We start from the raw sequence: 21,448 nt of genomic DNA, 5'->3' as shown, positions 1-21,448 counted from the left end.
CCAAAGAAAAAAGACACCGTCAGGTGTCTTTTTTATTATTTGTAATTTTCAATCACCTTCTCTATTTGTTGCTCCAGTCCGTAAAACGATAATAACCTCCTTATTACTGCTTCGACCAGGGCATCGGGACAACTTGCTCCACTTGTCATCATCACTGTCACCACATCTTTCTCAGGCAAAAATACATCACTGTTTAATTCCTGCTTATGATGGAAGTCATAATGTCTGATTTTATTCCTCGAAATCATCTGATCGTCAGCAGCTATAAAGTAAGTAGGCAGTTTTTCTTCGCACAATTCTACCAGGTGAGAGGTATTTGAACTGTTATAGCCACCCACTACGATTGCCAGGTCTGCCTGTTCTTCCAGTAACCCGGTTACAGCACTCTGGTTATCGTTGGTCGCATAGCAGAGGGTATCCCTTGTATCGGCAAAGCGTTCTCCCACATTTTCAGGGGTCAGGGCGTACCTGTCCATAATCACGTTCTTAATATAATCGGCGATTCCCTGGGTTTCTGTAGCCAGCATGGTCGTTTGGTTGACCACGCCTACGCGCTGCAGGTCTTTTACCACATCAAATCCTTCGGAGTATTGTCCTTTGAATCGCTCATAGAATTCAGCAGCAGGTCGTTCGCCGGTAATGAAGGTAGCCAGTATCTGGGCTTCCTGCATATCTTTTACTACTACAGTCGGGGTATTGCTCCGGCTGTGGGAGAAGGTGGCACGGGTTTCTTCATGACCTGGTTTACCATGTACAATCACGGTATATGATTGTTGGCCAATCTGCTCGGCTTTGTTCCATACCCTTTCCACAAACGGGCAGGTGGTATTATATTGTAATGGTGCAATACCCAGGGAACTCAGTTTTGCTTCAATTTCAAGCGTCGTACCAAAGGCTGGAATGATAACAATGTCTTCGGGAGTGAGTGTTTCCCATGGCACTAGCTGACGGCCGGTGGTATCCATCATGAACTGTACGCCTTTGGCCAGCAGGTCGTTGTTAACATGTGGGTTATGGATCATTTCACTGAGCAGGAAAATCCGTTTACCTGGATTTTCTTCCACAGTTTTGAATGCTATCTCGATAGCATTTTCCACACCGTAGCAAAAGCCAAAGTGACGGGCCAGTAATATCTTTAATGGACCAAAGTCAAGAACAGTAGGCGTGAAATCTTTTTTCATGCGATCCTGTTTCTTACGGCTGTTTTTAATAGCTGTAATGAGCGGACTCCGGTAGATGATAGGTACGTTGAACGTTTTCATGTTGTCGACAAAGTTACACATTTTGATGTGGAGAGGCCAAAATGTGTTTACATGCGGGTAGTTTCCGTTTTACTCCTCGCTCATTTTATTCAGCCAGGCTTTCTCTTCAGGACTCAGGCTTTCAAGGCCCTTGTCATTGATTTTGTCAAGTAGTTGGTCGAGTCTGAGCTGTTTATTTTCCTCCGGGTAATTCTTTACTACCTTGAGTGGAGACTTCTTCGGTTTGAAAGAGCGGCGGTTGCGGCTTTGCATCGCCTCGACCCTGACCCTGCGGTTAAACAACCAGATGAGTGGCTGGCAAAGGTCGGTTCCGTTATCCAGCAGTTTAATATAAAGGAATCCAATGAGCGCACCACCCAGGTGTGCCACTATGCCGCCGGTATTACCCTGGCCTATAGCGAGAATATCCAGAACCAGTACGGCGAGTGCCAGCCATTTAAGGCGAACGGCGCCGAGGAACATGAGGCCTACCTCATAGTTGGGTATCTTGGTAGCACAGGCGATCAGTAAGGCCATGACAGAGGCAGAGGCACCCATCAGGGGATAGTCAGTCGTCTTAATAATATTAAATACCAGCAGGTAAGCAAGACCACCCATCAGGCCACCCAGCAGATAAAGTGGAAAAATCCGGTGATTGCCCAGGAAGGAGCGGAATAAGTTGCCAAAGTAATACAGGTTCAGCATGTTGAAGAATATATGAAATATTTCAACATGTGAGAACATATAGGTCACCAGGCCCCACGGTTTGGTAATAAACACAGGGAGAAAGGAGTGTAGAGATGCTTCGTCAAATATCATATTGTAGACGCCGGCTGCAGCGGGTGAAAAGTTAGCAATCAACCGGGGTATATTCAGTACAAGGAAAACAACAATGTTCCAGAAAAGTAAATGGTTAATCGTGTTTCCCTGTCTAAGCCAATATCGTATATCTGATCTGAAAGAAGTTCCGTTCATACATGAAAATTAGTACAAAATCCGCATTCGTTAGTCAACAATTTTAGCCTAAAAAATTGTGCCGGAATTAGCAGTCTGTGGGGTTATAATCGTGTACTGTCATAGTTTCCGGAGGTAGGAGTATCTCAAAATACGCTCCAGGCTGTTAAGAATTGAATTTTAACGCTTTTTTTTTGAAGATTGTAGTATCTTTGCCGTCCACTTAAACCTCGGGGTGTGGAATTCCGGGCAAAAAACTTAGGTGGAATTAAAGTTTTGGCAGAAAACAACATTCCTAACGAACAAAACGCTGAACAACAGGCTCCGGCAGCACAGGCTGTAGAAGTAACAGCGACAACAAATGCACCTGTTGTAGAAACCGCTCACGACGATTTTGACTGGAGCGTAGACAAACGTAACGTTTCTTCTTACAGTAAAGAAGAAAAAGCTAAGTACGACCAGACTTACGAAAGCACCTTCAAGGTGATCGAAGAAAATGGTCTGCTCACTGGTACCATCGTTGGTTTAACCAAGACCGATGCTGTTATCAACATTGGCTTCAAATCTGACGGTCTGATTTCCCTGAACGAATTCCGTGATATTCAGGGTTTGAAGGTAGGTGATGATGTTGAAGTATTAGTAGTAGAAAAAGAAGACCGCGATGGTAACCTGCACCTGAGCCGTAAACAAGCTCGTCAACAACGTGCATGGGAAAAGATCGTGGAAGTGTACAAAACCGGCGAAGTTGTTACTGGTACTGTTACCAGCAAGACCAAAGGCGGCTTGATCGTAGACGTTTATGGTATGGAAACGTTCCTGCCAGGTTCACAGATCGATGTGAAACCAGTTACCGATTACGACCAGTTTGTTAGCAAAACAATGGAATTCAAAGTGGTTAAGGTTAACGAAGCCATCAGAAATGCAGTTGTTTCTCACAAAGCACTTATCGAAAGCGATATCGAGCAGCAGAGAGTGGATATCATCAGCAAACTGGAGAAAGGCCAGGTCCTGGAAGGTACCATCAAAAATATCACCGATTTCGGCGCATTCATCGACCTGGGTGGTCTGGATGGTCTGCTGTACATCACCGACATCAGCTGGGGCCGTATCTCTCATCCAAGCGAAGTACTCCAGATGGATCAGAAGATCAATGTGGTTGTACTGGACTTCGACGACGAGAAAAAACGTATCAGCCTCGGTTACAAACAACTTACTCCCCATCCATGGGATACCTTACCAGCTCACATCACTGAAGGTGCGCGCGTGAAAGGTAAAGTTGTGAACATTGAAGATTACGGTGCATTCCTGGAAATTCTGCCTGGTGTAGAAGGTCTGGTACACGTATCTGAAATCTCATGGGCTTCTACTCCAATCAACGCTAAAGAATTCTTCAAATTAGGTGAAGAATACGAAGCAGTGGTAGTTACCCTGAGCAAGGATGAGCGTAAAATGTCTCTGTCTATCAAGCAACTGACTGAAGATCCTTGGGCTACTATCGAAACTAAATTCCCGCTGGACAGCCGTCACAAAGGTATTGTGAAAAACATCACTCCTTATGGCGTATTCGTTGAGCTGGAAACTGGTATCGGTGGTATGATCCACATCTCCGACCTGTCCTGGATCAAACGTTTCAACCACCCAAGTGAGTACACTAAGGTAGGTAGCGAAATCGAGGTAGTTATACTGGGTATCGATAAAGAAAACCGTAAACTGAGCCTTGGCCACAAGCAGATCGAAGAAGATCCTTGGAACACTTTCGAAACTATCTTCCCAATCGGTTCCGTACACGAAGGTACTGTAGTGAAGAAAGATGATAAAGGTGCTACCGTTCAGCTGCAATACGGCCTGGAAGCTTACGCTCCTGCCCGTCACCTGCGCACTGAAGATGAGAAACCAATCAGCGTTGAAGATGTGAAAGAATTCATGATCATTGAATTCGATCGTAGCGAAAAACGTATCCTGGTATCTCACACCAGAGTTTGGGAACAAGCTAAGAACGAAGAGAAAGAAGCTGTCGCTAAAGAGAAGAGAGCTGATGCTGACAAAACCCGTAAGGCTGTGAAAAATATCCAGAGCAAGGTAGAAAAAGCTACACTTGGTGATCTGGGTGCACTGGCTGAACTGCGTGAGAAGCTGAAGAAAGATGAAGGCGACAAGAAAGATGGTGAATAATCATTTTTTAGGTTGTTGAAATAATAGGAGGCTGTTTCGAAGGAAACAGCCTCTTTTTTTTATTTTTCACCTATGAATAAAGTTTATATCACTGCCACGGGACAATACCTTCCCAACACCCCGGTAGCCAACGATGAAATGGAATTGTACCCCGGTAGCATCAACAACACCCCATCCCGGGTGAAAGACATCTTTCTCCGCAAAAATGGAATCTATGCCGCTACTATTATGGATTGTCCGGAGAAGCTGACAGCATTAAATAATAAGCACCCTATGATACCCCTACCTATGGCCGGGGCTGCCTTCAGGTTATTGCTGCATGGGTTTTCGACAGAAGTACTGCATGCTTTATTGGTCCAGGCTAAGCTGGAACAGGCAAAAGAAAAGTAAAAACAGGAAAACCCGGTTTTGCCATCAGGGCAAACCGGGTTTTATCTTGCTTTCGCCGTCTTTATTATAACTTTCCTAAGATATCATCGTTGAAATCCTTCAGGCTGTTCAGCGTTACATCTGCCAGTGCATAACGTTTGTTATGCCTGTTATGCCCTTCAGGTACTGCTACCACCTTCATTCTGGCTGCTTTTGCCGCCGTCATACCCGTTACAGAATCTTCAAATGCAATGCAGTCCAATGCATTACTACCCAGTGCTTTGGCGCATGCCAGGTATACAGCCGGGTGCGGTTTGCCATGTGATTCAAACTCTGCAGAAGAGATCACCTGGAAACGGTGTTTAATGCCAAAATGGGTAGTAGCTGCGTCAATCAACCGTAAAGGGGAAGACGATGCCAGCCCCATCTTGAATTTCCGCTTCTCAAAAAAATCCAGGATATATTCCAGCCCTTTCATGGGCTTTCCTTTTTTAATAATCTTTTCAGTCACCGAATCAATAATCTCGTTCGTTACCTGTTCCGTCGATTTTCCCTTCCATTTAAAATAGTTATGCCAGTAATCAACCACCTCTGCCGTACGCAGCCCTGTAGTGTGGCTGGCTAATTCCATAGATAATTCCACTCCGACACTTGCAAATACCTCTCGCATTGCCAGCCCCCATAGTGGCTCTGAGTCAATCAATAACCCATCCATGTCAAATATTACCGTATCGATCATATCTTATTTTTGTCAGATTGCCGGCGCAAAGATAATACAGGGAGTGAGTTCTTTTCTAATTTCTCCGTGCAAAATACCCCCCATTATAACTTTTCATTATGACCCATAACTTTATTTTATGCAAAAATCTTTTGGTTTTCTGCTGTGAATGGATAACTTTGTTATAGTCTACTAAAGTGGTAGGAAATATAGGGTAGGGAAGCTAAATATTGCGCCAATTAAATGGAGCTCGCCTTTTTAACGCTGATCTGATAAGGAAATATTCACTTAATAATTTACCACCAAGAAAATTCATTATATGCAAGGATTTAGAACAGAACTTGAAAATCCCGTCGTAGAGAAGGATATAATAGAACTGGAGAAAAAGATCCGTCTGTTCCGCGAAGGACAGATTCCGGAAGAAAAATTCCGTAGTCTCCGACTGGCAAGGGGCATTTACGGACAACGTCAGGCTGGTGTACAGATGATTCGTATCAAATTGCCTTATGGTAAAATGACGCTGGAACAATGGAAGAGAATTTCCGATGTTTCAGACGAATATTCTACTGGTAACCTGCACCTGACTACCCGCCAGGATGTTCAGATCCACTTCGTAAGCCTTGAAAAAACCCCTGAACTGTGGGCCAAACTGGATGCTGATGATATCACCATTCGTGAAGCCTGTGGTAATACGGTAAGAAATATTACCGCTTCTGATATAGCGGGTATAGATCCTGATGAACCATTTGATGTTACGCCTTATGCTGATGCAGCTTTCCGCTACTTCCTGCGTAATCCTATCTGTCAGGATATGGGTCGTAAGATCAAAATGTCTTTTTCCAGCAGCGACAAAGACACTGCCTGGTCTTTCATGCACGATATGGGGGCAATTCCTAAAGTGCGTATTGTAGATGGAAAAGAAGTGCGTGGTTTTAAGGTGCTGGTAGGTGGTGGCCTCGGTGCGCAGCCTATCCTTGCCCATGTAGCATATGAATTTCTGGAAGCTGAAAAGCTTATACCATATATAGAAGCGGTATTGCGCGTATTTGACCGTCATGGTGAAAGAGCCAGCCGTCATAAGGCACGTATGAAGTTCCTCATTGCCAAGCTTGGTTTTGAAGAATTCACCCGCCTGGTCACAGAAGAATTTACAGCAATCAGGAACAAGGTCTATGAAGTAGATGCAGCAGCATGGCCAGAAACAGCACCGGCTCCTGCCAATGCAGTAGTGCCTGCTTACACCATCAAAGATCCTCAGAAATACGAAGCCTGGAAAGCAACCAACACCTTCGAACAGAAGCAGGCTGGTTACTATGGTGCTTACGTACGTGTACCATTGGGTAATATCAGTTCAGTGATCTCCCGCCAGCTGGTGGAAGCACTGCGCCCGGTAATAGCCAACGATGTACGTGTGACGGCAAACCAGGGTTTGCTGCTCAAATATATACTGCCTGCTCACCTGCCATATGTATTCAGTGCACTGGAAGCAGCAGGTTTTGCAGAACCAGGTTTCAACAGTATCGCCGATATCACTGCCTGCCCTGGTACTGATACCTGTAATCTGGCGATCTCCAGCAGCACCGGTATCTCTACCGCACTGGAACTGGTGATCCAGGAAGAATTTCCTGCGCTGGTATATAATAAAGATATCAAGATCAAGATTAGTGGTTGTATGAACAGCTGTGGTCAGCACGGTATTGCGAGTATTGGTTTCCATGGTAGTTCTATGAAGAACGGTGGTAAAGTACTCCCTGCCCTTCAGGTATTGCTGGGTGGTGGTATCGTAGGTAACGGCGTAGGTCGTGTGGCAGACAAGGTGATCAAGGTGCCAAGTAAGCGTGGTCCTGAAGTACTGCGTACCCTGCTCCAGAACTATGCAGAGAATGCACAGGAGAATGAAAAGTTCAATGATTATTACGATCGTCAGGGCGAACGTTACTTCTACGACTTGCTGAAACCATTGACAGACCTGGCTTCTCTGGTAGATGAAGACTTCATTGACTGGGGACAGGGCGACAAGTTCGCAACTGCTATCGGTGTAGGTGAGTGTGCGAGCGTAGTGATTGACCTGGTACAAACCCTGCTGTTCGAAGGTGAAGAGAAACTGGAATGGGGTAAAGTAGCACTGGATGCAAACCAGTATGCTGACAGCATTTACCATTCTTATTCCACTTTTGTACAGACAGCCAAAGCGCTGCTGCTGGGTGAGGGTGTGGCTTGTAACACACAGACAGGGGTGATCAACGACTTCGACAAACATTTCGTACAAACAGGCAAATGGGCGCTGGAAGGTACTTTCAATGAGCTGGTATTACAGATCAACAAGAACGAGCCATCTGAAGCATTTGCAAAAGCATATTATAAACAGGCAACTGAATTCTATCAGCAGGCACAGGCTTTAAGACAAAAAGAAGCTGTAGCTATTGCTGCTGAATAAAGGATATCGACAGGTCCCTGTGCAAAAGGGGCCTGTTGATATAACGGTTGTGCGACAACGATCACATTTTAAAATAGTACACTATGCAGCAGATTACTCCAAAATTAACCCTGGTGGGCGCGGGCCCCGGAGATCCTGAGCTGATTACTGTAAAAGGTCTGAAGGCCATACAGCAGGCAAGGGTCATCCTCTACGATGCATTGTCAAACAATGAACTGCTGGAACATGCACCCTGCAACTGCCTGAAACGTTTCGTAGGCAAGAGAGCGGGTATGCACGTGTACTCACAGGATGAGATCAATCGCATGATCGTGAAGTATGCCCTTACTTATGGCAGTGTGGTAAGACTGAAAGGTGGCGATTCATTTGTATTCGGCCGTGGACAGGAGGAATTGACTTTTGCCCGTCAGTTTAATATCGATACAGAAGTAGTACCTGGAGTGACCAGTGCCATCTCCGTACCTGGTTTCAACAGCATTCCGGTTACAGCCCGAAATGTAAGCGAAGGTTTTTGGGTAGTAGCGGGTACCACACAGGATGGTGATCTGTCACGCGACCTGGTACATGCCATTCATGCAGATACAACAGTGGTAATTCTGATGGGAATGAGTAAATTAGACGAAATATCTGCAGCCTATGTCGCTCAGGGGAAAGGAAATGTACCCGCGGCTATCATTCAGAATGGTACATTACCCTCACAGAAGATAGGGATTGGCACTGTTTCCGATCTTGCAAACATTGCTCGTCGGGAAGAGCTGAAAAACCCGGCCATCATAATAGTGGGGGAGGTAGTACGCTTCCATGAAACGTTCATAGCAGTGCAGGATAGAATAGCAGAAGAATTGAAAATAGCTGTGTAAATTTATATTAAAGCGGTTCGTATGGAAGAGAATCATTTGTTTCCCGTATTCTTCAAAGTGCATCGTCTCCAGATTTTAGTGGTAGGCGGTGGTGGTATCGGACTTGAAAAGGTAAGTGCCCTCCTGGATAATTGTCCGGAGGCAAATCTCACTGTCGTAGCCACCTGGTTTTTACCGGAGCTGGAAGCATTAGTCAGAACAGCACCCAATGTAACGCTGGTGCAAAAGGAATTTTCCTGTGGCGATATGTTTGGAAAAGACCTGGCCATAGCCGCTACTAGCGACCATGAGTTCAATTATTTTGTCTGGGAAAAGGCAAAGTGCAGCAAAATATTAATTAATGTGGCTGATACCCCGGAACTGTGTGATTTTTACCTGGGTTCAGTAGTTCGGAAAGGTAACCTCAAGATAGCCATCTCCACCAACGGCAAATCTCCCACCATTGCCAAAAGACTCAAAGAGGTATTGCAGGAAGCATTACCAGAGTCGTTGAATGAAATTTTAGATAAACTCCAGTTGATCCGTGACAGGATTAAGGGTGATTTCTCGGAAAAAGTGAAACAACTTAACCAGATAACAGATGTTTTGGTTAAAAAAGACTAATTAATATTTTTTGCATATGATCTTATTTAGGAGGGCATTTCGTCCTTTTAAATGGTATTTTTTATCTAACTAATTAGATATCAGTATACTTGTCTGTTTTCTCTATTATATTGTAAATATAAATATATGTACATTTAACACGAATAGTAGCTAAAAATTAGATAATGATTATTATTTTTATGTTAGAAATCGAAAGTGATAAGGAGATATAGTCAGTTAGATAGATGGTTTGTGAAAATGTAGTTATTTATAATGTGATCATTCCCTAAGTATGCGAATCACGTCAAAGAATAGATTTAGTAGAGTTATCATCAGGAAGGCGCCTTTTGCTAACCTGGGTACCATATTAAAGATAGACACTTCCACTTCAAGAATAGACCAGTCAAAAAATCAATCACCAACCAAAGGAACCGTATCTGTCTATGACAGGAAAATAGTAGCCGGTTCTGCGTTGTAAGATATTGCAATATGCCGAAAGGGCATGTTTGCCACCTAAAAATTAGTAGCGGTAAAAGGCGGGGGGGCTGCCGAGGCTAGGGTCAGCAAAGGTCAGCAAAGCTATTGACCTCGAAGTCCGGTATCAAGGTTTTCCCGCCTTCAGCCGCGCCAATTTTTTGAAGAGATTATTCCCGCTTCCCTGAAGTATATACCTTATCAGAGAGGCCCAAAAGGGGCCTCACTAAGGTATCAATCCGGATGTAGCTAAGAGATGTACATTTTATCAACCAAAATTTAAGATCGCCGGCCGGCATACCTGCATTTAACCATTAGACACAACACCTAAGGCCGGAACACCAACTAGTCTGTCGAAGATTCAAACATTGAAAGGAAAAAAGGAAAAACGAAGAATATCTTAGTGAAGCAAGATCCCTGTTGACTATTCTAATTGCATGCCTGAATACCAGGGAGGAGAGATGGAAAATGGAAAGGAGGTTACACAAGCATTCTTCTCTAAACCCATTTTACACTTTTGAGATGCCTTTTCCGTTTCTCTTTTTCTTCGTTTTTCCTATTTTTTTAGCCCCATTCCCCTGCTTATATTTGATCTTATGACGCAAGATCAACTGATAGACAATACCGTTGCCTATGTAAAACAGGAATTAGCCCATGCCGAAGGAGGCCATGACTGGTGGCATATTCACCGGGTTTGGCATACTGCCGGCGAAATTGCTGCCAAAGAACCTGTCAATCCATTAATCGTATCACTGGGAGCCCTGCTCCATGACATTGCCGACGCCAAGTTCCATGGCGGCGACGAGACGATCGGCCCTGCCAAAGCCCGTCAGTTCCTGGAATCTCAGGGAGTGGAGGAGGACGTGATCACACATGTGATCGCCATTGTCGAAAATATCTCTTTCAAAGGAGGGCATAATGAAGGAAAATTTACCTCGCCGGAGCTGGCAGTAGTACAGGATGCAGACAGACTGGATGCTATCGGGGCCATTGGCATCGCCCGCGCCTTTAATTATGGTGGGTTTAAAAACAGGCAGTTGTACGATCCGGCTATACCACCAGACCTGCAAATGAGCAGGGAACAGTACAAGAACAGCACTGCCCCTACTATTAATCATTTTTATGAAAAACTGCTCTTATTAAAGGATAAGATGAACACCACTACCGGAAGGGCACTGGCAGCCGAACGGCATGCCTTTATGGAGACTTTCCTCGAACAATTCTATAAAGAATGGCATTAAACGAATAACGCTTTCAGCTCTTCAGCATCCTGCGGCTTCATTTTTCCACCCAGGATCAGACGGAGCTGTCTGCGGCGCAGTGCACCCTCGTACAAGGTTTTTTCCTCTTCAGTTTCAGCAATAATAGGAGGCACCGGGCGGGGATTACCGTTTGGATCCAGGGCAACGAATGTCATAAAAGCTTCGTTGGATTTGTATCGGTACTGCTGTACAGGATCCTCGCCCCATACTTTCAGGTGCACTTCCATACTTGAGTTGAATGCACGGCTCACCTTCGCTTCGATGTGAACGGCATTGCCAAGACGGATGGGATTTTCAAATGAAATGTTGTCTACCGAGGCTGTAACAGTGGGGGCAGCGCAATGTTTCATGCTGGCAAGGGCAGCGGCGATATCCATCCAGTACATCAGGCGACCTCCCATAAGGTTGGTATATACGTTGGTATCATTGGGCAATACCAGCTCAGTCATCTGGATCAGAGATTCCTGTGCACGCTTTGGCGTTAGAGTCATGTTTGATAATTATTTCGGATCGCAAATTTACAAATAAATCAGCGGCCTGCCGCAGTGATTAAATTTATAAGCCTTTTATATGGCTTAATTGATTTATAAACATACTATTACATGTATGCACTCAGTAAAATGTGAAAATCCGTTTTGGGTGCGCATTAAATTTGTGTAACTTTGCATGACCTTCGGAAGTTACATTTACTTGACTGGTTACACCATACGTCGTCCGGCACTTCCCTTTTAGGTCAAGTATTTCTACAGAATTTTTAGATTTTATGGCAAAATATATCTTCGTTACGGGAGGTGTTACATCCTCATTGGGTAAAGGAATTATAGCAGCTTCACTTGCAAAATTATTGCAGGCACGCGGCTTTAGAGTGACTATTCAAAAGTTCGATCCATATATCAATGTGGATCCGGGAACATTAAACCCATATGAGCATGGGGAATGTTTTGTAACTGAAGATGGCGCAGAGACTGACCTGGATCTGGGACACTACGAGCGTTTTCTGAACACTCCTACATCTCAGGCCAATAATGTGACCACAGGCCGCATTTATCAAACCGTTATTAATAAAGAACGTGAAGGCGCCTACCTCGGTAAAACCGTTCAGGTAGTTCCGCACATCACCGACGAAATTAAACGTCGTATTCTCCTGCTCGGCAAAGACGGTAAATATGATATCGTGATCACCGAGTTGGGTGGTACCGTTGGCGACATCGAATCTCTTCCTTATATAGAGGCGGTTCGTCAGTTACAATGGGAACTGGACGAACAGGATTGTCTGGTGGTTCATCTGACCCTCATTCCTTACCTGCGTGCTGCTAAAGAGTTGAAAACCAAGCCAACTCAGCACTCTGTGAAGATGATGAGCGAAAATGGTGTGCATCCTGACGTGATCGTGTGCCGTACCGAAGAGCCAATGTACAACGATCTTAAAAAGAAGATCGCCCTGTTCTGTAACGTAACCGTAGACGCCGTGATCGAAGCAACCGACATGAGCACCATCTACGAAGTGCCGCTGGAAATGCTGAAGGAGAAACTGGACATCATCTGTATGAAGAAACTGGGTATTCCTATCGAGAAAGAACCAGACATGACCAAATGGCGTGGTTTCCTCGATAAACTGAAATATCCTAAATCAAAAGTAACCATCGGTTTGATTGGTAAATATGTAGAATTGCAGGATGCTTACAAATCCATCCTGGAATCCTTCATCCACGCAGGCGCGATGAACGAGTGTAAAGTAATCGTTCAAAATATTCATTCTGAATTCCTTACATCTGAAAACGTCGCTGAAAAACTGCGTAACCTCGATGGTTTGCTGGTAGCACCAGGTTTTGGCCACCGTGGTATCGAAGGTAAGATCACTGCTATTCAGTATGCCCGTGAAAACAAGCTGCCATTCTTTGGTATTTGTCTGGGTATGCAGATGAGCGTTGTGGAATTTGCCCGTAACGTAATCGGCTGGAAAGATGCACACTCTACCGAAATGAACCCTGATACTGGTCACCCGGTGATCGGTCTCATGGAAGAGCAGAAGAAAATCACAGCGAAAGGTGGTACAATGCGTCTGGGTGCTTATACCTGTGACCTGACTCCAGGTTCCAAAGCTGCCAACATCTACGACAGCATCAAAATTAGCGAGCGTCACCGCCACCGTTACGAGTTCAATGGTCAGTACCTGGGCGATTTCGAAAAAGCGGGTATGATTGCTTCCGGCCGTAATCCTGAAAGCGGACTGGTGGAAATGGTAGAATTGCCAAACCATCCGTTCTTTGTGGGCTGTCAGTTTCACCCTGAGCTGAAAAGCACAGTGGAAAGACCAGCACCACTGTTTGTTCACTTCATCGGCGCTGCCAAGCAGTATGCAGAAGATAAGACAAACAAAACAAAGTTGGCTGAAGAAGTAGCACAATAATAATATTAAGGGCAAAAGCCCACCAAAAGGACTATTTTTTAGGTCATTGCACCACAATGACCTAAAAAATAGTCCTTTTGGCATTTATACCCCCTTATTTTGCTTACCTTCGCTGCCTAAATTTTAATTGTAATTTCAATGGACAGAAATTCGGTCATTGGTTTTAGCTTACTGGGTTTGTTGCTGGTAGGGTACATCTTTTTCAATACCAGACAGCAGCATGCAGCAGAGTTAGAGAAAGCTCGTCAGGATTCTATCGCTGAAGCGAACAAACCTAAGGTAAACACAGATACCACTGCCTCCTATGCCACCAACGCAGGTGCGCCTGATTCCACCAGGCTGGCAGGCCAATACGGCGCCTTTGCTGGTGCTGCTACCGGTACTGCACAAAAAGCCGTTTTGGAAAACAAAGTGCTGAAAATCACATTCTCCAGCCAGGGTGGACAGCCTGAAACTGTAGAACTGAAAGCTTTCAAAACATTTGCAGGCACTCCTTTATTACTGGCAAACAGTTCTTTTAACCGCATCTCTATGCAGGTGCCGGCTAGTAACAATACATTATTAAATACTGCGGACCTCTTCTTCACCGGTGGCAATGTACAACAGCTGGCTGATGGTAGCCAGTCAGTGGTATACCGCCTGGCGACCAGCAATCCTGGTCAGTACCTGGAATTTGTGTATACCCTGAAGCAGGATAGTTACGCAGTTGATTTCGATATTCACGCAGTAGGTCTGGAAAGTGTGATTCCAGCTGGTCAGAAAACATTGGCCCTCCAGTGGGATAATGAAAATGACAAGCAGGAGCAGGATATGACGAACGAGCGCATGAACAACCAGGTACACTACAAAACGGCTGATGGTAAGCATGATTACTTCACCCTGCAGCGTACCGCTCATCAAGACCTGGAAAGCAAAATCCAGTGGTTGAGCGTAAAGCAACAGTTCTTCAACACGACTTTCATTGCTAAAAAAGATAAGAGCTTCGAGAATGTGGATGTAAATACCAAAGTACCTGAAAGCGGCAACATCGTAGGCCAGACTTTCGCTACTTTGCAGATCCCTTACGACAGAGCACATGACTTTAGCTTCCCGATTGAAATCTATTATGGTCCTAACCATTATAAGACCTTAAAATCTTATGATATCGGCCTGGAAAATATCATCCCATTGGGTACAGGTATCTTCGCTTTCGTAAAATATGTGAATAAGTGGGTGATTATCCCTGTGTTCAACTTCCTGAGCGGATTTATTCATAACTATGGTGTGATCATCATTCTGCTCACCCTCTTCATTCGTTTGCTGATAGCACCGTTCACTTACCAGAGCTATGTATCTTCGGCGAAGATGAAGGTACTGAAACCTGAGATCGACGAACTGCGTAAGAAGCATGGCGACGACCAGCAGGCATTCGGTATAGATCAGATGAAACTGTTCAAGAGTGCAGGTGTGAATCCTTTAGGAGGTTGTTTACCTGCAGTGATGCAGTTGCCGATCCTGGTAGCGATGTATAGCTTCTTCCCGTCTTCCATCGAGTTGAGACAGGAGAGCTTCCTGTGGGCGAAAGACTTGTCAACGTACGATTCTATACTGAATCTGCCGTTCAATATTCCGTTTTATGGTAACCATATCAGCTTGTTCACCCTGCTGATGACGGCTACGAGTTTGATGCTGGCGTTCAATAACCGTGGTATGGCTGATCAAAGCAATCCGGTGATGAAGTATATGCCTTATATCTTCCCGATCATGCTGTTGGGTATCTTTAACAAACTGGCATCCGCACTGACATTCTATTATTTCCTGTCAAACGTGATCAGTATCCTCCTGCAGTGGGTGATACAGAAGTTTATCATCAATCATGATAAGATTCACGCACAGATCCAGGAGAATAAGAAGAAGCCGGCTTCGAAGAGTAAGTGGCAGGAACGACTGGAGGATATGCAGAAGCAGCAGCAAGGCAGAAAAGGAAAATAACGAATTGATATAAAAAAAGGGCCTTCCATTTGGAAGGCCCTTTTTTTATGCTTTTTACCCATCCAGATTACATGTTTTTTTCATGTAATCTGTCCCCAGAATCAAAGAATCGATGTAATAATTTTTTAATCATCAAACCTGAACCTTATGTTTGTAAAGTGATAAATAACCCTATATGAAGCCGATACAACTGAGTGTACTATTCTTTTGTCTGTGCAGCACTGTCCGTTTGCCTGCACAGTCACTCAGACTATCCGTTTCAGGCAAAATAACCGATACCCTCAGCAACCAAAATCTGCCATTTGCCATGGTGTTATTACTCACGGATACCATCAGGCAAGCTACCCAGACTGACAAAGAGGGTAATTTCAATTTCGAAAACCTGAAACCGGGTAGCTATAGCCTCCAGGTGAAATACCTCGGCTATCGCGACAAAACGACCGGCCCGTTTCAACTGAGTACCCAATCCCTGGTGCTGCCTGCTATTGGCATGCTATCGGTCTCTTACGATCTGAATACCCACCAGGTGACGGCCCTGAAGCCACTCATTGAGCAGACAGCCGACAAAATGATCATCAATGTAGCCGAGAGCCCACTCGCTACCGGCAATACATTGGAGGAACTCCTCCGCCGATCGCCAGGTGTGAGACTGGACGATGATGGTTCCATTACCCTCAACGGAAAGAAGGTGATGGTTTACGTCAACGATCGTCCGTCTTATTTTACCGCTGCTATGCTCAAAAATCTATTGCTCTCCACTGCTTCCAACGCGGTTGACAAAATAGAACTGATCGCTAACCCTTCTGTAAAATACGATGCCGCCGCTTCGGCCATCATCAACATAAAGTTGAAAAAGTCAGGTAAATCCGGTACCAACGGTAGCCTGAGTGTAGGAGGAGGGGGAGGTCGTTACGGTCGTTACACCGCTGGTGGAGACCTGAACTACCGCAATGATAAGGTGAACATTTACGGAAACTACAATTACCAGCGAAACGAACAGTTCTACGACGTTCATACGGCCCGTATCCTGGATGCAGAATACATAGATGAGGGAAATTACGAAGTGCGCAAAAAGGACATCCATAATGTCAATGCGGGCATTAGCTATACAATCGATAAAAAGAACAATATAGGCCTGGATCTGAAGGGGAACTTCCTGGGCCGTGAAAGAGATGGCATGGACCAGACCATGTTCCGCGCCAGTCAGTCAGCCCCTTTTGATTCCCTGCTGAATATGCATACCCTCGGGCATGCCAATATCAATAACTATTCAGCCAACCTGTTTTACCAGCATAACTTTGACAGTACCGGCACCCAGCTCTCCATCAATGGTGACTATGCTTATTACGATCAGCGCTGGAATGACAATTTCAACACCGCCTACCTGGATACCGAGATGAAGGTATATCAGATGCCTTATGTGATTCGCAACAGTTCTCCCGTATCTGTGGCCATCCGTTCCGTATCGGCTGATTTTACCCGACCTACTAAAATAGGCGTCTTCGATGCCGGTTTGAAAACCGTCTTTGTAAAAACAGACAGCGACATCCGTTGGGAAGTGCTGGATAATGATACCTGGGTGAACGATGCCACCAAGACCAACCATTTCATTTACGATGAAAATGTCAATGCAGGGTACATCAATTATCATAACCAATTTAAGAAATGGGTGTTGCAGGCAGGTGTGCGGGTCGAGAACACCCATGTAAAGGGAAACAGTATTACGAATTCAAGTGTGTTCACAAAGGACTATACCGGGGTTTACCCCGGTTTTACCCTGCAATACAAAGCGTCTGCATCGCAGCGGTTTGGTCTGTCTGTAAGAAGGAGTATTGACAGGCCCCAGTATGAATATGTAAATCCGTTCCTGTTCTTCCGGAGCAAGTATTATTACTTCCAGGGCAACCCGGCCCTGAATCCACAGAATAGCACTTCTGTAGAGTTATCACATTCCTGGAAACAGCGGTTATTTACAACACTTAGCATCTCCCGTACCAACGATGTGATTGCCGGTGTGTACGAAGCGGGGCCTAACAAGGTGCTGATTACCACTTATCAAAACGTGACTCGTTTTGATAACTACAATCTGAGCGTTACATATTCGACTGCTTTGACGAAGTGGTGGAATACGATGAACTCTGTTCAGGTCTACTACATGCACTACGATTACAACGACATCACATTGCCAAAGTCAAAACCCGGAGCATATGTGATTTCAAATAATACCTTTAGTATTCCCCGTCTTTTTACGCTGGAGCTGAATGCGATTTATTCATCCAGATCTAATACGGGCCTGGGTGCGCTGACCAGTTATTTTGTGTTGAATACAGGGATACAAAGAAATGTATTGAAGAACAAAGGAACGCTCAAGCTGAGTGTGAACGATATTTTCAGGGGACAGCAATTTACATTAGCGTCGGATTACCAGCAGGTAAATATCCGCCAGCATTTTTTATTTGACTCCCGCTTTGCGATGCTGAGTTTTACATACCGGTTCGGTAATAGTAAGATAAAGCCAAGAACGGAAAGACAAACGGGTATTGAAAAAGAAAAGAAACGGATTCAATCAAATTAATGGGGGACGATCCGTTTTGAGGAGGTCGTCAATTAAGTACCGAAAAGGGTGTATCAAACTTTTGATGCACCCTTTTCATTTGGATATCTGATGGAAGTAGATTCCATTTATTCTTTTTGAGCGATTTTACTTTACCCCGTATCATATTTAGTGAAGGGGCGTTTTTAAAGTAAAATACCCGCTTACTTATTGAGTTTGATCATATCAAAGAAAGGTTGCTTGAACGTAATGCCGATTGGCAGGGCCACCGTTTGCTGATCTGGTTTGCGTAGAATGACCTGGTTGCCATCTACAGAAACGATCCTGTTCAGGGAGATGATGAAGGAGTTGTGAATCCTGGCGAACTGCCGTGGGGGCAGGGTTTGCTCCAGGTCTTTCATCTTGAGCAAGGCCAGAATCTTTTCCTTATCACAATGAAAAGCGACATAGTTTTTCAGTCCTTCTATATAATCGATATCGTTGAAATTGACTTTGATCTGTTTACCCTTATGTTCTGATTTTACAAACAGGTAGTCTACTTCGGGTTCTACCTTTTCATTGTTTTCACCTTTGCTCACATACATGGTTTGGAACATGTTCAGTGTTTTCTGCGCGGCTTTCAGAAAGCGCTGGTAGGTGATGGGTTTGAGCAGGTAGTCGACTACATCGTGTTCATAACCGTCCATGGCGTATTCGCTGTAGGCGGTAGTGAGAACGACTTTGGTCTGGTTGTTAAAGATCTTGAGCAGGTCGATACCCGAGATGCTGGGCATGTGAATATCCAGGAATACCAGGTCTACTTTTTCATTACTGATCACTTTGATTGCATCGAGGGCTTCGGTGGTACTACCTACCAGTTTCAGGAAGGGGGTACGTTGTACATAACCCGTTAGCAGGTCTATGGCGTGTTGTTCGTCGTCAATTATATAACAGTTGATCATGTAGGGTAATTTCGGTGGTAGCAATATGTAAAGACAGGCTATAAAACAGGTCCGTCTCTTTTATATCAAAGGAATATTTTTTAGGATAGGTGTTGTCCAGCTGGCGCTGCACGTATTCCATGCCGATGCCGTTGGATATTTCTTTTGGACCTATCCGTTTTTTGTTGTTGATACAGAAATAGAGGCCATTATCATCTAAAGTGAGCTTTATTTTCAGCGGGTAAGCGGCATTGTGCAGTTCACCATGTTTGAAAGCGTTTTCTACCAGTGTGATGAGTATGTGTGGTAGGATTCGTTGGCCGTGCAGGTTGTCAGGTCTGCTGTATTCAATATGGATATTGTTATTGAAACGCATGTAGTAGATGCTGATCAGGCTTTCGATGTGTTCGATTTCTTCTTCTAATGAAACCATGCCATCGGGGCCTTTTTTCTTCAGGGAAGAGCGCATGATATTGGTGAGGGCGGCGATGCCTTCGGCCACATCCGGGTGGGAGTTGGCGGTTTTATTGTAGAAATATCCAAGGGTGTTGAAGAGGAAGTGTGGATTGATCTGGGCGCGCAGGTAGGCGACTTCGAGTTCCAGTTTTTCCTGTTTGAGCTGCAGTTGTTCTCTTTCCTTACGGTTGATTTCTTCTCTTTGTAAGCTGGTTTTTCGTTCTCTTTTAATGGATAATTTGTAAAACCAGTATGCGGTAGAAAGTGCAACAGCATTAAACCAATACCAGATCGATATGTTGATCAGTATGCGCCATTCAACCTTAGGAGTTGGAAGATGAACCACAACAGGATAAATTATGTATAAAATAAAATATCTGTTAAGTATATTATAGACAAAGAAAACTGCTAACCCTACCAGCCAGAGGGCCTTTTTACCTTTTTCCAGTGTTCGAGGTAAAAGCCACTCTGCATTCACATAAAAAATGACAGATAGAAATGCAAATACTATACTGGTGATAATTATGACAGGCCACGGGTTCGGTATCTGAATAGCAGATCCACTTACCTGCACCAGTGCGTACAGTATCCAGAGCCCTACATGTGTCAGTACAGTAGATAGCTTTTGTCTGAATGAAATTTTTCTATTTTGAAGAATTGGCAATTTTAATCTCCAGGTTTTCCAGGTATTGCTGCGCATAGTTGATCCAGTTCTCATGATGAGGGATTTCAACGTCTGGCAAAATACCAATGTTATCAATAGGATGTTGTGGCAGGCTGGCTAATCTGGCAGTGGGTATCCAGAGTAAAAAACGGGAGCAGGACAAAGGTCTCGGTGCTACCAGGTTTAAGTAATCCACTACGCCAGCTGACCGCTTTCCAAACAAAGTTACTTTTTTACTTTGTTTTGCGTCCAAAATTAATAATTCTGTGGCACTGGCGCAGCCTTCATCCATCAGGAAACCTACTTTTTCAGGTTGTGCATACACCTTTGGAAAAGTGGTTGTGTCCGCCGGAGGCTGGAAATAGCCGCCCTTATGCTTTTTAAGATTTTTGACCATCCTGATAAAAGGGGGTTTTTTGTCCTCAGGAAAGAGTGAACTTTTAAGCATCTGCTCATACAAACGGATATTTTCATCTGTTGCCTTTACGACTGGTCCCTGTGTTATTATTGGATCCGTATAAAGCAGGGGGATTAGTTTTTCGAAGCAAATGTTGAATCCTCCATAATTTCCGCGTATGTCCACAATGAGGTTGGCAGTATGAGTGATTGTATGAAAATTTTTTGTTATCAGGCTGTCAATGAGCGATTTATAAGGTAATTCAAAGCTAGGTAACCTTAATATGGCATTATTACTATCAGTTTTTGAAAAATAGAAGCTATCTGCGGGGATAGATTTTTGACTGGTCTGGCCCGGGAAAGTTTTCTCCCATTTATAGCTCTTGAGATCCATAATAAAGGACTGTTCATCGACGTATGCAGTGAAGGTATCCTTCATATGATACTGGTTATACTGGGCTGCTTTCCAGTAACCAATTTTATAAGGCTGTAATTCAAATTTAACCTGTCCTGCTTTCCAGTATTTACCATCTCCCTTCAATATGACGCCCTGGTAACCACTATCCTTTTTAATAACGGCCACTTCATACATTCCACTCAGGGTCCATATTCCTTCCAGCGGGTAGTCAGGAGCGGTAGCCCATTTCTTTAGCAGAGAGTCTTTAGACAAAGGAAAGCTTTTGCTATTGGAAAATATTTCGTCGATAAGTTCCTTATTTTCTGGAATGTCTTTAAATACGAGTGCAAGATGTCTGTCTTTAAAATAGCCTGTCCAGGTTTGCAAAATAGAAAAGCAGGTAACGGAATTGGCTGTATCAGCCACGTTTCTGAGACTGTCAGTAAATAGTCTGTAAGCAGCTTCATTAGCTGAAGTGATCTTGATAGAATATCCCGGATAGTTATGCTCTACTTTAGCAACCACTTCGTTAAAGTTACTCCTGCAATTACAGGACTTGATTTGTGCGTGGGCAAGCGGAAGACAAAACAGGTTCAATAAAAGATATAGAC

At 44.3% G+C, this 21,448-nt stretch carries 17 protein-coding genes; 10 read left to right on the top strand and 7 right to left on the bottom strand.

Annotated elements, in window-relative coordinates; translation table 11 throughout:
* Positions 1 to 35: 35 nt before the first annotated feature.
* Positions 36 to 1,262, bottom strand: coding sequence for a 4-hydroxy-3-methylbut-2-enyl diphosphate reductase (locus SIO70_RS29585; RefSeq protein ID WP_320576988.1), 1,227 nt, complete (start codon positions 1,260 to 1,262; stop codon positions 36 to 38).
* 69 nt (positions 1,263 to 1,331) lie between these two features.
* Positions 1,332 to 2,216, bottom strand: coding sequence for a rhomboid family intramembrane serine protease (locus SIO70_RS29580; protein WP_320576986.1), 885 nt, complete (start codon positions 2,214 to 2,216; stop codon positions 1,332 to 1,334).
* A gap of 216 nt (positions 2,217 to 2,432) precedes the next feature.
* Between SIO70_RS29580 and rpsA the strand changes: the two genes are divergently transcribed.
* A complete protein-coding gene (gene rpsA, locus SIO70_RS29575) occupies positions 2,433 to 4,367 on the top strand; it encodes a 30S ribosomal protein S1 (RefSeq protein WP_320576984.1) in 1,935 nt (644 codons plus the stop codon).
* Positions 4,368 to 4,439: 72 nt separating this feature from the next.
* Positions 4,440 to 4,757, top strand: coding sequence for a DUF6999 family protein (locus SIO70_RS29570; protein ID WP_320576983.1), 318 nt, complete (start codon positions 4,440 to 4,442; stop codon positions 4,755 to 4,757).
* A 64-nt stretch (positions 4,758 to 4,821) separates the two neighbouring features.
* Here the strand turns inward: SIO70_RS29570 and hxpB are convergent, their stop codons facing one another.
* The gene (hxpB, locus tag SIO70_RS29565; RefSeq protein ID WP_320576982.1) at positions 4,822 to 5,475 is read right to left on the bottom strand and encodes a hexitol phosphatase HxpB; all 654 of its coding nucleotides are present in this window, start codon (positions 5,473 to 5,475) and stop codon (positions 4,822 to 4,824) included.
* A 298-nt stretch (positions 5,476 to 5,773) separates the two neighbouring features.
* Between hxpB and SIO70_RS29560 the strand changes: the two genes are divergently transcribed.
* The 5 genes from SIO70_RS29560 (at position 5,774) to SIO70_RS29540 (ending at position 11,048) form a co-directional block, all read left to right on the top strand.
* Entirely contained in the window at positions 5,774 to 7,891 is a 2,118-nt protein-coding gene (locus SIO70_RS29560; protein WP_320576981.1) for a nitrite reductase, read from the top strand.
* Positions 7,892 to 7,974: 83 nt separating this feature from the next.
* Entirely contained in the window at positions 7,975 to 8,751 is a 777-nt protein-coding gene (gene cobA / locus SIO70_RS29555) for a uroporphyrinogen-III C-methyltransferase (protein WP_320576980.1), read from the top strand.
* Between the two features lie 21 nt (positions 8,752 to 8,772).
* Positions 8,773 to 9,354 carry a bifunctional precorrin-2 dehydrogenase/sirohydrochlorin ferrochelatase gene (locus SIO70_RS29550; RefSeq protein ID WP_320576979.1) on the top strand — a complete coding sequence of 194 codons (582 nt, stop codon included), beginning with the start codon at positions 8,773 to 8,775 and terminating at the stop codon, positions 9,352 to 9,354.
* A gap of 271 nt (positions 9,355 to 9,625) precedes the next feature.
* Entirely contained in the window at positions 9,626 to 9,811 is a 186-nt protein-coding gene (locus SIO70_RS29545; RefSeq protein ID WP_320576978.1) for a hypothetical protein, read from the top strand.
* A gap of 592 nt (positions 9,812 to 10,403) precedes the next feature.
* Positions 10,404 to 11,048: an HD domain-containing protein gene (locus SIO70_RS29540; protein WP_320576977.1), complete on the top strand. Its 645-nt coding sequence runs from the start codon at positions 10,404 to 10,406 to the stop codon at positions 11,046 to 11,048.
* On the opposite strand, the gene SIO70_RS29535 is transcribed toward SIO70_RS29540, so the two are convergent.
* Positions 11,045 to 11,560: an acyl-CoA thioesterase gene (locus tag SIO70_RS29535; RefSeq protein ID WP_083729774.1), complete on the bottom strand. Its 516-nt coding sequence runs from the start codon at positions 11,558 to 11,560 to the stop codon at positions 11,045 to 11,047. The two genes, SIO70_RS29540 and SIO70_RS29535, sit on opposite strands and share 4 nt — an antisense overlap.
* Positions 11,561 to 11,832: 272 nt before the next feature.
* Between SIO70_RS29535 and SIO70_RS29530 the strand changes: the two genes are divergently transcribed.
* The 3 genes from SIO70_RS29530 (at position 11,833) to SIO70_RS29520 (ending at position 18,025) form a co-directional block, all read left to right on the top strand.
* Positions 11,833 to 13,479, top strand: coding sequence for a CTP synthase (locus SIO70_RS29530; RefSeq protein ID WP_320576975.1), 1,647 nt, complete (start codon positions 11,833 to 11,835; stop codon positions 13,477 to 13,479).
* 138 nt (positions 13,480 to 13,617) lie between these two features.
* Complete coding sequence (gene yidC / locus SIO70_RS29525) at positions 13,618 to 15,450, top strand: membrane protein insertase YidC (RefSeq protein ID WP_320576974.1); 1,833 nt, start codon at positions 13,618 to 13,620, stop codon at positions 15,448 to 15,450.
* Between the two features lie 175 nt (positions 15,451 to 15,625).
* Positions 15,626 to 18,025 (top strand): outer membrane beta-barrel protein, encoded by a 2,400-nt coding sequence (locus SIO70_RS29520; RefSeq protein ID WP_320576973.1) that lies wholly within the window; start codon positions 15,626 to 15,628, stop codon positions 18,023 to 18,025.
* Between the two features lie 182 nt (positions 18,026 to 18,207).
* Here the strand turns inward: SIO70_RS29520 and SIO70_RS29515 are convergent, their stop codons facing one another.
* Genes SIO70_RS29515 through SIO70_RS29505 form a run of 3 tightly spaced genes read right to left on the bottom strand, consistent with a single transcriptional unit; the run spans position 18,208 to position 21,362 of the window.
* Positions 18,208 to 18,945 (bottom strand): LytTR family DNA-binding domain-containing protein, encoded by a 738-nt coding sequence (locus SIO70_RS29515; protein WP_320576972.1) that lies wholly within the window; start codon positions 18,943 to 18,945, stop codon positions 18,208 to 18,210.
* On the bottom strand, positions 18,923 to 20,098 hold the full coding sequence (locus SIO70_RS29510) for a sensor histidine kinase (protein ID WP_320576971.1): 1,176 nt from the start codon (positions 20,096 to 20,098) through the stop codon (positions 18,923 to 18,925). Before SIO70_RS29510 ends, SIO70_RS29515 begins: the two co-directional genes overlap by 23 nt.
* The gene (locus SIO70_RS29505) at positions 20,025 to 21,362 is read right to left on the bottom strand and encodes a S41 family peptidase (protein WP_320576970.1); all 1,338 of its coding nucleotides are present in this window, start codon (positions 21,360 to 21,362) and stop codon (positions 20,025 to 20,027) included. Before SIO70_RS29505 ends, SIO70_RS29510 begins: the two co-directional genes overlap by 74 nt.
* Positions 21,363 to 21,448: the final 86 nt, after the last annotated feature.

It is taken from the genome of Chitinophaga sancti (assembly GCF_034087045.1).
Taxonomy (GTDB): Bacteria; Bacteroidota; Bacteroidia; order Chitinophagales; family Chitinophagaceae; genus Chitinophaga; species Chitinophaga sancti_B.
The sequence above is the reverse complement of the archived record's forward strand: the minus strand, read 5'-3'. Positions and strand labels throughout refer to the sequence as shown.

Coding starts and splice junctions, on each gene's coding strand:
- SIO70_RS29585 (WP_320576988.1), bottom strand. CDS start 1,262: ATGAAAACGTTCAACGTACCTATCATCTACCGGAGTCCGCTCATTACA.
- SIO70_RS29580 (WP_320576986.1), bottom strand. CDS start 2,216: ATGAACGGAACTTCTTTCAGATCAGATATACGATATTGGCTTAGACAG.
- SIO70_RS29570 (WP_320576983.1), top strand. CDS start 4,440: ATGAATAAAGTTTATATCACTGCCACGGGACAATACCTTCCCAACACC.
- hxpB (WP_320576982.1), bottom strand. CDS start 5,475: ATGATCGATACGGTAATATTTGACATGGATGGGTTATTGATTGACTCA.
- SIO70_RS29560 (WP_320576981.1), top strand. CDS start 5,774: ATGCAAGGATTTAGAACAGAACTTGAAAATCCCGTCGTAGAGAAGGAT.
- cobA (WP_320576980.1), top strand. CDS start 7,975: ATGCAGCAGATTACTCCAAAATTAACCCTGGTGGGCGCGGGCCCCGGA.
- SIO70_RS29550 (WP_320576979.1), top strand. CDS start 8,773: ATGGAAGAGAATCATTTGTTTCCCGTATTCTTCAAAGTGCATCGTCTC.
- SIO70_RS29545 (WP_320576978.1), top strand. CDS start 9,626: ATGCGAATCACGTCAAAGAATAGATTTAGTAGAGTTATCATCAGGAAG.
- SIO70_RS29540 (WP_320576977.1), top strand. CDS start 10,404: ATGACGCAAGATCAACTGATAGACAATACCGTTGCCTATGTAAAACAG.
- SIO70_RS29535 (WP_083729774.1), bottom strand. CDS start 11,560: ATGACTCTAACGCCAAAGCGTGCACAGGAATCTCTGATCCAGATGACT.
- SIO70_RS29530 (WP_320576975.1), top strand. CDS start 11,833: ATGGCAAAATATATCTTCGTTACGGGAGGTGTTACATCCTCATTGGGT.
- yidC (WP_320576974.1), top strand. CDS start 13,618: ATGGACAGAAATTCGGTCATTGGTTTTAGCTTACTGGGTTTGTTGCTG.
- SIO70_RS29520 (WP_320576973.1), top strand. CDS start 15,626: ATGAAGCCGATACAACTGAGTGTACTATTCTTTTGTCTGTGCAGCACT.
- SIO70_RS29515 (WP_320576972.1), bottom strand. CDS start 18,945: ATGATCAACTGTTATATAATTGACGACGAACAACACGCCATAGACCTG.
- SIO70_RS29510 (WP_320576971.1), bottom strand. CDS start 20,098: ATGAGAACTGGATCAACTATGCGCAGCAATACCTGGAAAACCTGGAGA.